The organism is Rahnella sp. ChDrAdgB13, assembly GCF_017655185.1.
Taxonomy (GTDB): domain Bacteria; phylum Pseudomonadota; class Gammaproteobacteria; order Enterobacterales; family Enterobacteriaceae; genus Rahnella; species Rahnella contaminans.
The window spans coordinates 1-13341 of sequence record NZ_JAEMGT010000041.1; the positions used below are offsets into that span (position 1 = coordinate 1).

Annotated in this window: 13 protein-coding genes and 1 tRNA gene; 7 read left to right on the plus strand and 7 right to left on the minus strand. The window is 52.8% G+C overall.

What is annotated here, in order from left to right; translation table 11 throughout:
* Positions 1–59, minus strand: a tRNA-Met gene (locus J8X26_RS13255).
* A gap of 228 nt (positions 60–287) precedes the next feature.
* Here J8X26_RS13255 and mltA point away from each other — a divergent pair.
* Together mltA and tcdA are read left to right on the plus strand one after the other, a co-directional pair.
* Entirely contained in the window at positions 288–1400 is a 1113-nt protein-coding gene (mltA, locus tag J8X26_RS13260; RefSeq protein ID WP_165061757.1) for a murein transglycosylase A, read from the plus strand.
* Positions 1401–1429: 29 nt separating this feature from the next.
* A complete protein-coding gene (gene tcdA / locus J8X26_RS13265) occupies positions 1430–2245 on the plus strand; it encodes a tRNA cyclic N6-threonylcarbamoyladenosine(37) synthase TcdA (RefSeq protein ID WP_208951096.1) in 816 nt (271 codons plus the stop codon).
* Here tcdA and csdE read toward each other — a convergent pair.
* Both csdE and csdA read right to left on the minus strand, forming a co-directional pair.
* Positions 2233–2667, minus strand: a complete 435-nt coding sequence (csdE, locus tag J8X26_RS13270; protein WP_208951097.1) for a cysteine desulfurase sulfur acceptor subunit CsdE — start codon at positions 2665–2667, stop codon at positions 2233–2235. The two genes, tcdA and csdE, sit on opposite strands and share 13 nt — an antisense overlap.
* Positions 2668–2685: 18 nt before the next feature.
* On the minus strand, positions 2686–3891 hold the full coding sequence (gene csdA, locus J8X26_RS13275) for a cysteine desulfurase CsdA (protein ID WP_208951098.1): 1206 nt from the start codon (positions 3889–3891) through the stop codon (positions 2686–2688).
* 188 nt (positions 3892–4079) lie between these two features.
* Here csdA and J8X26_RS13280 point away from each other — a divergent pair, with 188 nt between their 5' ends.
* The 4 genes from J8X26_RS13280 to rlmM all read left to right on the plus strand — a co-directional run bounded on the left by J8X26_RS13280 (position 4080) and on the right by rlmM (position 7258).
* On the plus strand, positions 4080–4301 hold the full coding sequence (locus J8X26_RS13280; protein WP_104924609.1) for a YgdI/YgdR family lipoprotein: 222 nt from the start codon (positions 4080–4082) through the stop codon (positions 4299–4301).
* A 450-nt stretch (positions 4302–4751) separates the two neighbouring features.
* A complete protein-coding gene (locus J8X26_RS13285) occupies positions 4752–5672 on the plus strand; it encodes a transcriptional regulator GcvA (RefSeq protein WP_152326510.1) in 921 nt (306 codons plus the stop codon).
* A 91-nt stretch (positions 5673–5763) separates the two neighbouring features.
* On the plus strand, positions 5764–6159 hold the full coding sequence (locus J8X26_RS13290) for a DUF423 domain-containing protein (protein ID WP_152326511.1): 396 nt from the start codon (positions 5764–5766) through the stop codon (positions 6157–6159).
* Positions 6152–7258, plus strand: coding sequence for a 23S rRNA (cytidine(2498)-2'-O)-methyltransferase RlmM (gene rlmM, locus J8X26_RS13295; RefSeq protein WP_101079232.1), 1107 nt, complete (start codon positions 6152–6154; stop codon positions 7256–7258). The genes J8X26_RS13290 and rlmM overlap by 8 nt, the downstream gene beginning before the upstream one ends.
* Before the next feature lie 67 nt (positions 7259–7325).
* Here the strand turns inward: rlmM and xni are convergent, their stop codons facing one another.
* The 3 genes from xni to queF all read right to left on the minus strand — a co-directional run bounded on the left by xni (position 7326) and on the right by queF (position 10610).
* The gene (gene xni / locus J8X26_RS13300) at positions 7326–8078 is read right to left on the minus strand and encodes a flap endonuclease Xni (protein ID WP_165061761.1); all 753 of its coding nucleotides are present in this window, start codon (positions 8076–8078) and stop codon (positions 7326–7328) included.
* A gap of 80 nt (positions 8079–8158) precedes the next feature.
* Positions 8159–9523 (minus strand): nucleotide 5'-monophosphate nucleosidase PpnN, encoded by a 1365-nt coding sequence (gene ppnN / locus J8X26_RS13305; RefSeq protein ID WP_152326513.1) that lies wholly within the window; start codon positions 9521–9523, stop codon positions 8159–8161.
* Positions 9524–9764: 241 nt separating this feature from the next.
* Complete coding sequence (gene queF, locus J8X26_RS13310) at positions 9765–10610, minus strand: NADPH-dependent 7-cyano-7-deazaguanine reductase QueF (RefSeq protein ID WP_208951099.1); 846 nt, start codon at positions 10608–10610, stop codon at positions 9765–9767.
* 79 nt (positions 10611–10689) lie between these two features.
* Here queF and syd point away from each other — a divergent pair, with 79 nt between their 5' ends.
* Complete coding sequence (syd, locus tag J8X26_RS13315) at positions 10690–11241, plus strand: SecY-interacting protein (protein ID WP_152326515.1); 552 nt, start codon at positions 10690–10692, stop codon at positions 11239–11241.
* Between the two features lie 676 nt (positions 11242–11917).
* On the opposite strand, the gene J8X26_RS13320 is transcribed toward syd, so the two are convergent.
* The gene (locus tag J8X26_RS13320; RefSeq protein WP_208951100.1) at positions 11918–13156 is read right to left on the minus strand and encodes an MFS transporter; all 1239 of its coding nucleotides are present in this window, start codon (positions 13154–13156) and stop codon (positions 11918–11920) included.
* Between the last annotated feature and the right edge of the window lie 185 nt (positions 13157–13341).

Below are 13341 nucleotides of genomic sequence, written 5' to 3' on the forward strand. Positions count from 1 at the left end.
GGCCGGATTTGAACCGACGACCTTCGGGTTATGAGCCCGACGAGCTACCAGGCTGCTCCACCCCGCGTCCGATGGAGGCGAACTATACTCCCCATGAGATTTCGTGCAACCCTTTTTTGAATTTATTCAAATAAAGCACCAAGTTGCTGGGTTTTTGTTCACAAAATCGTCGTTTGGGGGGCAATTTGGCTCAGTACACTTTTTTATACTGTGGCAATTCCTTTCTGATATTCCGTTTGTTATCGTTTCGCCAGTCATTTCCCTGAAAGTAAGAGAGCGCGGCAACAATGAAAGGACGTTGGAGTAAGTATCTGCTGAGTGGTCTGTTGATTGCAGTGTTGGCGGGCTGTTCCTCGCGGCCGACTGATCGGGGCCAGCAGTATAAGGATGGCCGTCTGGACAACGCGCTGGAATACGTGAATGAGCCGAACGCCACAGGAAAACCGGTCAACGCGCTGGATTATTCAAATCAGGTTGCTGCTGTACAAATCGCGTCTTCCTCTTTATATGGGAGAAATAACACGACGTTTCAGGCCGTGGAGCAATGGCTGCGCTCCGGGGCTGACACCCGTAACCTGAGCCAGTACGGCCTCAGCGCCTACCAGATGGAAGGTGCCGATAACTTTGGTAACGTGCAGCTGACTGGCTATTACACGCCCGTTGTGCAGGCGCGCTATACCCGTCAGGGCGAATTCCAGTATCCGCTATACCGGATGCCGCCAAAACGCGGTCGCCTGCCGGATCGCGCCTCTATTTACTCCGGTGCGCTAAGTGACAATTACGTGGTCGCCTGGACCAATTCCCTGATGGATAACTTCATGATGGAAGTGCAGGGCAGCGGTTATGTGGATTACGGTGACGGGCGTCCTTATATGTTCTTTGGTTATGCGGGCAAAAATGGTCACGCCTACCGCAGCATCGGCAAGGTACTTATCGACCGTGGCGAAGTAGCGCGCGAAAATATGTCGATGCAGGCCATTCGCCAGTGGGCTGACACTCACTCTGCGGCTGAAGTGCGTGAACTACTGGAACAAAACCCGTCATTTGTCTTCTTTAAACCTGAACCTTTCGCGCCGGTTCGCGGTGCCAGCGGTGTTCCGCTGATTGCCAAAGCCTCGGTGGCTTCCGACCGTTCGCTTATTCCGGCAGGCACCACGCTGCTGGCAGAAGTGCCTGAACTGAATGATAAGGGTAAGTTTACCGGTAAATATCATATGCGTCTGATGGTTGCGCTGGACGTCGGTGGTGCGATTAAAGGACAACATTTCGATATGTATCAGGGAATTGGTACGGATGCCGGGCATGCAGCAGGATTTTATAATCACTACGGGCGCGTCTGGGTGTTAAAATCAGCGCAGAACGGCAAACCGCTGTTCACCGCTTATTCACAATCAAATTAAGTTTTCAGACGCACTGAGGTTTTTCGTTCATGACAGCAACATACTCCGACGCTTATCAGCAACGCTTTGGCGGTACTGCTCGCCTTTATGGTCAGCAGGCGCTGGAGCTTTTCTCGCAGGCGCACGTCTGTGTGATCGGTATTGGCGGTGTCGGTTCCTGGGCGGCGGAAGCGCTGGCGAGAACCGGCATTGGCGCTATCACGCTGATTGATATGGATGATGTGTGCGTCACGAATACCAACCGGCAGATTCATGCATTACGGGAAAACGTCGGGCAGGCGAAGACTGAGATTATGGCGCAGCGTATTCTGGCGATTAATCCGGAGTGCAATGTGACCTGCATCGACGATTTCATTACACCCGACAATGTCGCTGAAATGCTCGACAGAGGTTTCAGCTACGTCATTGATGCTATCGACAGCGTGCGTCCGAAGGCGGCTTTGCTGGCGTACTGCCGCCGCTTTAAAATCCCTGTCGTCACAACGGGCGGTGCCGGTGGGCAGATTGATCCGACGCAAATCGCCGTCGTCGATCTGGCAAAAACCATTCAGGATCCGCTGGCGGCGAAACTGCGCGAACGCCTGAAAAATGATTTTAATGTCATGAAAAACAGCAAAGGGAAGCTGGGCATTGATTGTGTATTTTCGAGCGAGCCGCTGATGTACCCGCAGGCGGATGGATCGGTATGTACCTCACGCGTGACGGCGGAAGGGCCGAAACGTATGGATTGTGCTTCCGGATTTGGTGCGGCGACCATGGTTACCGCCACATTTGGTTTTGTCGCGGTTTCCCATGTCCTTAAAAAGATGATGGCGAAAGCTCAGCGTCAGGCTCAGGCGGCCTGACGGGCGAGGGCGGTTACGCCTTCTGCCAGCGCATTCAGCCCGCTGGAGCGGCTGGTGCTCAGTTGTTCGCGCAAACCTAATACGTCAAACAGCGCCAGCGGATCCCGCTTCAGGATTTCCGCTGGCGTTTTGCCTTCGACGGCCGTCAGTAATACGGCCAGCAACCCTTTCACGATCCGTCCTTCGCTGTCGCCATAGAAATGCATTGTTCCGTTTTCTGCCTTTTCGGCACCCAGCCAGACGCGGTTTTCGCAGCCTGATAATTCATTTTCAGGTGTTTTGAGCGAAACATCGAGCGGCGGCAGGGATTTCGCGAGCAGGATTAACTGGCGGTAGCGATCTTCCCACTGACGGAATGAAGCAAATTTTTCCGTCAGGGACGTTTCAGTGATTTCATGCCCGAAAGGGTGTGGGGCTAACATGGCTTTCCTCGGTGTAAATTAATCTGCTAACAGCGTCAGGGCGTATTTTACCGCCGCGACCAGCCGCGACACGTCGTTTTCGTTATTATACGGTGCAAATGAGGCACGCAATGTTCCGCTGATGCCCATCGCCTCCATTAACGGCTGCGCGCAATGCTGTCCTGCGCGAAGTGCGATCCCCTGTTCGGCCAGCAGTGTCACCAGATCGCTGTGGTGCACACCGGCGATATCAAAAGATAAAATCGATGAGTTTTGCGAACGGAAACTACGGAAACCTGCAAGTTCCGCAAGCTGTTGCTCTGCGAGCGTCGTGAGGTGCTGTGCATAAATTTCGGCGGCTGGCATATCGACAGTTTCCAGCCATTTCAGCGCCGCTGACAGGCCGATAACGCCTGCAATATTCGGCGTGCCAGCTTCGAAACGATGCGGAACGGTCTGAGGCGTAAAACCGGTCATCGATGCCTGTGTCAGCATTTTTCCGCCACCTTGCCACGGCTGCATATTTTCCAGCAGCGCCGTTTTGCCATAGAGCACGCCAATGCCTGTCGGGCCGTAGAGTTTGTGGCCGGAGAAAGCATAGAAATCAATGTCCAGAGCCTGCATGTCAGCCGGACAATGCACTGCGCCCTGCGCACCATCAATAAAGACCGGCGTTCCGTTGGCATGGGCAAGTTCGACAGCGCGTGCCAGATCCGGCACCCCTCCGGTGACATTCGACATCTGCCCCAATGCCAGCAGGCGGCTTTTGGAATTCAGAATGGTCGGAAGAGCGGAGATATCCGGCAAACCCTGCTCATCAACAGGCAGCGTGACGACGCGCGCCTGGCATTGTTGCGCCACAATCAGCCACGGGATCAGGTTTGCATGATGCTCCGCCTGGCTGACAATAATCTCATCGCCCGGTTGTAATTGCGGGCGCAGCCAGCCTTGCGAAACCAGATTGACGGACTCCGTCGTGCCGCGCGTCCAGACAATATCTTCTGAGCGGGGCGCATTAATCCACTGTGCAACCCGTGTTCTGGCCTGCTCATATTCTTCTGTCAGCATTTGCGCTGCGCGGTGCTGGCTGCGGTGAACCGTCGCGCCTTCCTGAGTATAAAAATTCAGGGTTGCGTCAATTACCGCCTGAGGCCGGAGCGCCGTCGCAGCGCCGTCGAGATAGCATTGCCCTTGTGACAGCGCGGGAAATTGTTGACGAAAATCAGCAGGTTTAAAGTCTTTCATACGAAATCAGATCCTTCGGCCTGAATGAAAAAGTACAGATTTATCTGTTACACAAGCCACTTATTCATTTTAGGAATGGTTACCTGGAAATTTATCAGAGGTTTGTTATGCTGAATTACGATGACTAGAAGCATTAGCCTGGGGTTTTCCCAGGATTTTAAAGCATTTTAATCTGCAAGGAGTCTATGATGAAGAAGATCGCCGCCGTAATTTCAGCCGCACTGCTGACAACAACACTTGCCGCCTGTTCAAGCAATTATGTGATGCACACCAACGATGGCCGGACCATTGTTGCTGAAGGCAAACCAAGCACCGACAGTGATACCGGTATGATCAGTTATACCGATGCGTATGGCAACAAGCAGCAGATCAATAAATCTGAAGTTAAAGAAATGGCAGAAGGGAACTGATCCCTCCGGTGAGACCCTGACGGGCACTCACTCAGATGCTTTATGGCAAAACCGGCCCCTCTTGCGACGTGGCCGGTTTTGTCACATTATGCGCAGCACAAAACGTGGCCTGCGGTGAAATTTGGGCAAAAAAAAGCACCGCAAATTGCGGTGCTGAAAAATCACTTTGGACAGACAGGGTAATGTACAGGAAGTGAAAAGTTTGTAGCATTCAAGCTACGTGTCCGGATTGCCAGACAATTGCAAACACAACATCACAACCACAAGCCAAAAGTATTTCAGCATCCTCATACCAATCTACTTTTCGTTCCGGCTCAGGAAGTGGCGCCACTATAGGTTTTTGCCTGTACATCCTCAACGGACAAATTATAATGTCTCGGATTAAAAAAACTAATATCAAAACCCACGGACAGGCGCTCCGCTTACCGGCGAATAAGAAGTATCCATTCTATGTCAAAACGTTTACCGCCTCTTAATTCTCTGCGGGTGTTTGATGCCGCAGCGCGCCACCTTAGTTTTACTAAAGCGGCTGAGGAATTGTTCGTCACACAGGCCGCCGTTAGCCACCAGATTAAGTCACTTGAGGACTTTTTAGGGCTAAAACTGTTTCGCCGGCGCAACCGGTCATTGTTACTGACCGAAGAAGGGCAGAGTTATTATCTGGATATCAAAGAAATATTCTCGGCTCTGAATGAGGCCACACGCAAACTTCAGGCGCGCAGCGCGAAAGGCGCGCTGACCGTCAGTTTACCGCCAAGCTTTGCGATTCAATGGCTGGTGCCGAGATTGTCTGGCTTTAACTCAGCTTATCCGGGCATTGATGTGCGTATTCAGGCTGTGGACCGCGAAGAGGACAAATTATCCGATGACGTGGACGTGGCGATTTTCCACGGGCGCGGCAACTGGCCGGGTCTGCGGGCAGAACGTTTATATGCCGAATATTTACTCCCGGTTTGTTCTCCGTCTTTGCTGATGAGTGATAATCCGCTGAAAGAACCGGCAGATTTGAGTCATCACACGTTATTGCACGATGCCTCGCGCCGTGACTGGCTGGCCTACACCAAACAGCTGGGATTGCAGCAGGTAAATGTTCAGCAGGGGCCAATTTTTAGCCACAGTGCGATGGTCGTTCAGGCGGCGGTTCACGGGCAGGGAATTGCGCTGGTGAATAATGTGATGGCGCAGACGGAAATTGAGGCCGGACGTCTCGTGTGTCCGTTCAGTGAAGTTTTAATCAGTAAAAATGCTTTTTATCTGGTTTGTCATGACAGTCAGGCAGAACTGGGTAAAATAGCCGCCTTTCGTCAGTGGATCCTCGCCCGCGCTGCCAGCGAGCAGGAAAAACTGCGTTTTCGTTTCGATCAGGCGTGATGCCTGAGTCTGGGGAAGGTTTTCCTGAACAGGCTGACAAAGCTGATAATTCGCGGCTTTATCAGCAAACAACGATAACAGGTAACGCATAATGACCAGTCGTTCAATGTTGATCTTTGCCGCGATCAGCGGTTTTGTTTATGTCGCTTTTGGCGCATTCGGTGCACACGTCCTGAGCCAGTCGCTCGGCGAGGCGGAAATGGCATGGATCCATACCGGCTTAACGTATCAAAGTATTCACACGCTGGCGGTGATGATTTTAGGTGTTGCGATGCAGCGCCAGCGTAATGTGTGGTTCTACTGGAGCAGCGCCTTTTTAGCGCTGGGAACCGTTTTATTCAGCGGCAGCCTTTATTGCCTGGCGCTGTCTCATCTCCGGTTATTCGTTTTTGTAACTCCGATTGGCGGTACCTTATTTCTGGTCGGTTGGATTTTGTTGTTGATCGGCGCACTGCGCCTGAAGAAAAAGGCCGAACGCCATGAATAAAGTTGCTCTCTACTGCCGTCAGGGTTTTGAAAAAGAATGCGCAGCAGAAATTACCGACAAAGCCGCGAAGATGGAAATCTTCGGTTTTGCCCGCGTAAAAGAAAACAGCGGTTATGTGCTGTTTGAATGTTATCAGCCGGATGACGCTGACCGTATTGCAAAAAATCTGCCTTTCCGCGAGCTGATTTTTGCCCGTCAGCTGATTGTCGTTGGCGAACTCCTGAAAGATTTACCGCCGGAGGATCGCGTTTCGCCGATCGTCGGTATGGTGCAGAACGTCATTACCAACGGTGGCGAACTGCGCGTTGAAGTGCCTGACACCAACGAAAGCAAAGAGCTGACCAAGTTCTGCCGTAAGCTGACTGTTCCGCTGCGTTCTGCGATGCGCGAGTGCCGCGTGTTGGGTAAGAAAGAAAATGCCCTGCGCCCGGTCGTTCACGTGTTCTTTATCGCGCCAGGTTGCTGCTATGTAGGCTATTCCTACAGCAATAACAATTCCCCGTTCTACATGGGTATTCCGCGCCTGAAGTTCCCGTCCGAAGCGCCGAGCCGTTCAACGCTGAAACTGGAAGAAGCGTTTCACGTGTTTATTCCGGCCGACGAGTGGGATGAGCGTCTGGCGAGCGGGATGTATGCGGTCGATCTGGGCGCGTGCCCGGGCGGCTGGACGTATCAGCTGACCCAGCGCAGCATGATGGTGACGGCGATTGATAACGGCCCTATGGCACCGAGCCTGATGGAAACCGGTCAGGTCATCCACTTACGTGAAGATGGTTTCCGCTACAAATCCACCAGTACCAAAAACTACTGGCTGGTTTGCGATATGGTAGAAAAACCGGCGAAAGTAGCCGCGCTGATGTGCGACTGGCTGGTGAACGGCTGGTGTCGCGAGGCGATTTTCAACCTGAAGTTGCCGATGAAGAAGCGTTATGAGGAAGTGTCTAACATTCTTGAACGCATTGATGAGCGCCTGAAGGAAAACGGCGTGAACGCGGAGATCTTTGCCAAGCAGCTTTATCATGACCGCGAAGAAGTGACCGTGCACATCCGCCGTTTCTGGTCGGCAATTGGTGGGCGTCGCGACGAGCGGGACCGCTGATACTTTCGAACATTCAGTCTGTTAATGAGGCGCTTCTCTTCGGAGAGCGCCTTTTTTAATGCAAAATTCAGGGTAAGCGCAGTTGCTGTAAATTGCCATCCAGCGCGATATCGGTTTGCAGCGTGGAAACCCGTTTACAGGCATAAGCCAGCTCGCGGTGTTCTTCCAGCTTTTTGCGCCATTTCTCCGGAACACCTTCCAGATTTTGGTAAAGCTCGTCCAGCGAACCGGTCTGCGTCAGCAATGTCACCGCTGTTTTCGGCCCAATTCCCGGCACACCCGGAATTTTACTGCTGCTGATCCCCGCCAGCCCCCAGTAATCGGTAAGCTGCTGCGGTAAAACGCCAAAGGTTTCGCGCACGAAAGGCATGTCCAGCCAGCGTTTCTGGAAGTAATCGCGGATTTGCACGTTCGGCGCCAGCAACTGGCAGTAACCTTTGTCCGTTGACACAATCGTGACCTGATGCCCGCCGGAAGAGACTTTTGCCGCCAGTGTGGCCGCCAGATCGTCCGCCTCATTTCCGGCGGAATGCCAGCAGGTGATGCCCATCGCGGTAAAACCCGCTTTCAGTTCCGGCATCTCCGCAAACAGGTTGTCCGGCATCGGGGAACGTCCGGCTTTGTAATCCGGCAGACACTGATGACGCCAGCTGTCGGCGCGATCGTCTTCATCGAAAACCGCAACGGCATGCGTCGCCTGTGTATGCTGAACGAGTTGTCTGGCGGCATTTTGGCAGGTGAGAAGACAAGGAGAACCCTGGACCGCGTGAATGCGGCGGATCAGGTTGAGGGCATCAATAATCAGCAGGTGTATTGCCATAAGCAGGTCATCAAAATCCATAAAATCAGAGCGACTTACGTCGCTCCGGGAACTGTTTCAGAAATGCAGCCTGAATGGTGTCAGGCGCAAATTTCATAACAGGGAATGTACGCGCTGCCCGGCAATTTCATGCGGTGCTGTGCGACAAAGCCCTGCAACAGACTGTCCATTTTTTTCATCAATGCCGGGTCGCCATGCAGCTTGAAACGCCCGTGCTTTTCGATAGCGTGAATACCGAATTCTTTCACGTTGCCGGCCACAATCCCGGAGAAGGCGCGACGCAGTGCGGCGGCCAGTTCCTGTGGTGGCTGGTTCGGATACAGATTCAGGTTCGCCATGTTTTCGTGATTTGGCTCAAACGGATGTTGCAGGTCCGGCGCAATACGAATTGACCAGTTGAAGCTGTAAGCATCCCCACTGTTTCGGCGGTTTTCTTTCACCAGCGGCATGGCGCGTTTCATCTGACGCGCGACTTCGGTCGGATCGTCAACGATGATGGTGTAGAACTTAGCGGCTTCTTCGCCCAGCGTGTCTTTGATAAAGGCATCCAGAACGAGGAAGTAATCCGCGCTTTCTTTCGGCCCGGTCAGGATCAGTGGCAGAACCTGATCGCTGTTTTCCGGATCCATCAAAATACCCAGCAGATACAACAGTTCTTCCGCCGTGCCTACGCCGCCCGGGAAGATAATGATCCCGTGAGCGATACGCACGAAAGCTTCCAGCCGTTTTTCGATATCCGGCATAATGATCAGTTCATTGACCAGCGGATTCGGTGGCTCAGCCGCGATGATAGAAGGCTCGGTCATCCCGATAAAACGACCGGCTTTATAACGCTGCTGCGCGTGGCCGACGGCCGCACCTTTCATCGGTGCTTCCATCGCACCCGGACCACAGCCGGTACAAATGTTCAGTTCACGCAAGCCCAGCTGGCTGCCGACGTTGCGGGCATACTGGTATTCGTTTTCATTAATTGAATGACCGCCCCAGCACACCACCATGTTCGGATCTTCATCCAGATGGAGCGCGCGGGCGTTGCGTAAAATAGAGAACACCATGTTGGTGAGATGGGCTGAATTCCCGCTGTTGAAATTCTCAAAGCGCGAATTGCTGGAAATCTGGGCATTAACGAACAGGATGTCGCGCAGGACGGCGAACAGGTTAGCCTGCAATGAACGGATTATCCGGCCGTCGACGAAGGCATCTTCCGGTGGATTAACCAGTTCAAGTTTCACGCCGCGCTCTCTGCGCAGCACGTTGATATCAAAACTTTCGAAACGTTCGAGGAGTTCTTTACTGCTGTCAGTCTGACTGCCGCTGTTGAGAACGGCCAGTGAACAGTTGCGGAAAAGACGGTATAAGTCGCTGCTCGCGGTTCGCTTGAGCATGTCGACTTCCAACTGCGACAACAAATCCATTGAGCCCAACGGGCTGATATGTGTAATCAAAGTTGCTCCTTGACACCAAATGGTGCTGTGAATGTTTCTGCTGAGTCCCGCTACGCATGATTTTTCGGATCACGTTTTTTGCGTCGCATCGCGGAAGACAAACAAAAACACTAGCCTGATAGCAAAGAGAACGCCGGATACGCTGTCCCCGGAATCTCTCTCTGAATTAACAGTAACCTTGTCATCAGGCTTTTACCAATGCTGACAGAGCGTTAGCTCAGTTCTTGAGCAATGCCCCGCATTATTGTCTGACAAGCCTCGCCGTTGCAGGTTCAAACGGGAAGTTAGATCTCCACGGATTGATATCCAGACCGCCGCGTCGGGTATAGCGGGCGTAGACGGCCAGCTTTTCTGGCTGACAGAAACGCAGGATGTCATTAAAGATGCGTTCGACGCATTGTTCATGGAATTCATTGTGATGGCGGAATGAAACCAGGTAGCGCAGCAGCGCTTCGCGATCAATTTTCGGGCCGCGATACTGGATTTGCACGGAGCCCCAGTCTGGCTGATGGGTGATCAGGCAGTTAGATTTCAGCAGGTGGCTGACCAGCGATTCTTCGACAATTTCTTCACCGGCGGATTCAGCAAGGTAGTCCGTGCTGAATTCATAGCTGTCGATTTCAATGTCCTGGTCGTCAATGCAGATACCTGCAAAGTGTCCGACCGGCGAGCCTTCGATGTCGGACAAACGGCTGACGGTGACGGTGACGTCGCCCTGAGCACAGGCGCCTAAATCCCGCGTTAAAGTTTCCTGTACCGCCTGCCAGTCCGGGAACACGGTCTGGTTGAAGCTGTTGAGGTAGAGCTTAAAGCTTTTGGACTCGATCAGATTCTGGCTGTCGGCTTTCAGGCTGATTTCACCGACGGCCACCTGTGGCAACCCTTTGGCGTTGAGCCACGACAGTTCGTACAGCGTCCAGATATCCGCGCCCTGGAACGGCAGGTTGTCAGGGAACAGGCCCAGCGGTTCGCGGTTCATGCTGCGTGGAACCGCCTGTAATAAAGAAGCGTCGTAGTGATCGACGTAAGCCGTGCTTTTGCCCAGCGTCAGTTGCGCCAGTGCGGGGTTATCCTGATAAGAGGACATGCTGTCACCTTGCTTAGAGATAGGTACAATAGGGAATAGCCACCAGTTTAACCCAGCCTTACCGGAAGATGAGAGAATTATGGAGTCTGAAGTATCTGTAGCATTGCGTGAATTTACTCAGCGTTATGTCGATGTCTGGCAGCAGGAGACAGGTATGCCGCCGTCCAGCGAAGCGCTGTTCGGCGTCGATTCCCCTTGTGTGGTGAAAACCGATGATGACGTTGTTTACTGGCTGACTCAGGTTTTCAGCCCGGCGGCCACGCTGGAAAATGTGGAACGTGCGATGGAATTGCAGTTGCGACCGGAAGCACACGCGTTTTACACCACGCAGTTCGCTGGTGATATGACGGCCAGCTGGCAGGGTAATGCGATGACCCTGCTTCAGGTCTGGAGCCCTGAAGATTTTACCCGTTTGCAGGAGAATCTGATTGGCCATCTGGTGACACAAAAACGCCTGAAACTGACGCCGACGGTTTTTCTGGCCACCACGGATTCCGAGCTGGATATGGTTTCTTTGTGCAATGTGACCGGAAATGTTGTTCTGGAACAGTTCGGCAGCAAAAAAAGAACGATACTCTCGCCTTCGCTGCCAGAATTCCTTACAATGCTGACCGCTGTTTACCCCGCCTGATGTTGTTCTGAACCCCCCATTCCCGCAGAGCTCAAATGGCTCACAAGCGTGTGAGAGATCTCTCACAAAGACTGTAAGAGATCTCGCTAATTTGACTTAATTACTCTCCCTCTTTATTTAATAAACTCTTTTATTTCAAATGGATAATGTTTTCTCCACCTGTAAGACGGCTCACATTCCCTGGTTTTGGCTTACACACTGTCTTGCTCCCAAGGTCGAAATCGACGATTCTAGTCGTGCACCAAGGAAGCATGAAACAGAACATCAGGATGATGGCTGATTCATAAAGCAGGGGACGGCTCAGGAAGAGTCAGGACGGCATCGGATTATGCCAGGATGTTTCAGGACGAAACCAGGGACACCTCCAGGACGGAGAAGAGAGCTCACAAAGGAAGCTGAGCGGGTCACAGATGACCAAGGGATTATAGTCAGGATGACTTAGGATAGCCCGTCAGGATGAAAGTAGGACGATGCGAAGGACAGCCGGTTAGGATAACCGCAGGAAAAGTTTTCAAGGATTGAGCAGGGAGCACTAATGTAGCTGGATTGCTATAAAACGAACCGGGGGCACTGTGAAAACAGTGCCCCCAACTTTTTGTTTTTCCGCTACAAATTCATGCGCTTTAAACCCACGCGTTATAAGACGCTACTGATTGAACAGGAGCATCTGTTCTTGTCAGCCAATCGCACCCAGCACGTCATCCTGCCCTTGCTTTTTAGGCAGCAGGAAAAGCGTGGCGAAAATATCCAGCAGGTAAATGGCGGCCAACAGGCTAATGGCGGCGGTAAAGGAAACCTGCGAAACCAGCAGGCCGATCACCAGCGGGCCAAAACCGCCCACACCGCGCCCCAGATTGAACAGCAAATTCTGTGCCGTCGCCCTGACGCGTACCGGATACAAATCAGAAATCAGTCCGCCGTAGCCGCCAATCATCCCGTTCACGAACATGCCCATCACCGCGCCGGCAAACAGCATCAGCGTCGGGTCAGAAAGCTGCGCGTAACACACTACCATGATGACCGCGCCAATCTGATAAATCAGGAAGATTTTCCAGCGCGGGAAACGGTCCGACAATACGCCGAACAGCCAGATCCCAAACGTCATCCCCACCACCGTTACCGCAGTCCATAAACCGGATTTTGTCAGGGAGAAACCGAAGTTTTTCGACAGATAGCTGGGCATCCAGATCATCAGCCCGTAATAGCCAAAATTCTGCACGGAGCAGAGGATCAGAATGCCGAGGCTGGCTTTGGTGGTGGCTTTATCACGAAACAATAATCTGATGCGGCTCAGCAGCGACCCCTGGTTATCAGTGGCCGTGTTTTTGACGAAGGCTTCTGGTTCGCCCATTGTGCGGCGGATCAGGAAAGAAGTCAGCGCCGGTAGCAGGCCTACAAGGAACATCCCGCGCCAGCCGATAATGCCGAGCAACATCGGTGTCAGGAAGGCGGCAAGTAACACGCCCAACTGCCAGCCCATCCCGACATACGCCGATGCGCGGTTACGTTTTTCAACCGGCCACGCCTCGGCAATTAACGCCATACCAATACCAAATTCGCCGCCCAGGCCCACGCCTGCCAGCGTGCGGTAAATGAGCAAATCCCAGTAACCTTGTGCAAAAGCGCACAGGCCGGTGAAGACGGAGAACATCAGAATGGTAAACGTCAGAACGCGGATTCGGCCAAAGCGGTCACTTATCGGGCCGAAAATGACGCCGCCGAGAACGGCACCAATCAGCGTCCAGGTGACCAGCGAGCCACTTTGTGATGATGTTAACCCGAATTCACTGGCGATGGCGGGCAGCATGAAACCAAGGATCAATAAATCGAAGCCGTCCATGGCGTAACCCGTGACGGAAGCCAGCATGGCTTTGGCTGGCGTAGCGTGTGTTTTTTGCGGATGTTGTGAGGACATGTTGACACATCTGTGAAGAAAAAAGTGGCGGTAGTTTGCCCGTATCGGGCTTTTACCGCCACCATGAAAAACTTATAGATTGATTGATAATTTGGATACGATGCAGAAGGTTGGGGCATCCGGCCTTCAATGTTATGCTTTGCGCCCCCGGCAGAAGCTGCCCGGGCCATGAACGAAGAGAGTAA

What these genes read in the sequence shown, in the direction of transcription:
- mltA (WP_165061757.1), top strand. Translation starts at nt 288, where the DNA reads ATGAAAGGACGTTGGAGTAAGTATCTGCTGAGTGGTCTGTTGATTGCA.
- tcdA (WP_208951096.1), top strand. Translation starts at nt 1,430, where the DNA reads ATGACAGCAACATACTCCGACGCTTATCAGCAACGCTTTGGCGGTACT.
- csdE (WP_208951097.1), bottom strand. Translation starts at nt 2,667, where the DNA reads ATGTTAGCCCCACACCCTTTCGGGCATGAAATCACTGAAACGTCCCTG.
- csdA (WP_208951098.1), bottom strand. Translation starts at nt 3,891, where the DNA reads ATGAAAGACTTTAAACCTGCTGATTTTCGTCAACAATTTCCCGCGCTG.
- J8X26_RS13280 (WP_104924609.1), top strand. Translation starts at nt 4,080, where the DNA reads ATGAAGAAGATCGCCGCCGTAATTTCAGCCGCACTGCTGACAACAACA.
- J8X26_RS13285 (WP_152326510.1), top strand. Translation starts at nt 4,752, where the DNA reads ATGTCAAAACGTTTACCGCCTCTTAATTCTCTGCGGGTGTTTGATGCC.
- J8X26_RS13290 (WP_152326511.1), top strand. Translation starts at nt 5,764, where the DNA reads ATGACCAGTCGTTCAATGTTGATCTTTGCCGCGATCAGCGGTTTTGTT.
- rlmM (WP_101079232.1), top strand. Translation starts at nt 6,152, where the DNA reads ATGAATAAAGTTGCTCTCTACTGCCGTCAGGGTTTTGAAAAAGAATGC.
- xni (WP_165061761.1), bottom strand. Translation starts at nt 8,078, where the DNA reads ATGGCAATACACCTGCTGATTATTGATGCCCTCAACCTGATCCGCCGC.
- queF (WP_208951099.1), bottom strand. Translation starts at nt 10,610, where the DNA reads ATGTCCTCTTATCAGGATAACCCCGCACTGGCGCAACTGACGCTGGGC.
- syd (WP_152326515.1), top strand. Translation starts at nt 10,690, where the DNA reads ATGGAGTCTGAAGTATCTGTAGCATTGCGTGAATTTACTCAGCGTTAT.
- J8X26_RS13320 (WP_208951100.1), bottom strand. Translation starts at nt 13,156, where the DNA reads ATGTCCTCACAACATCCGCAAAAAACACACGCTACGCCAGCCAAAGCC.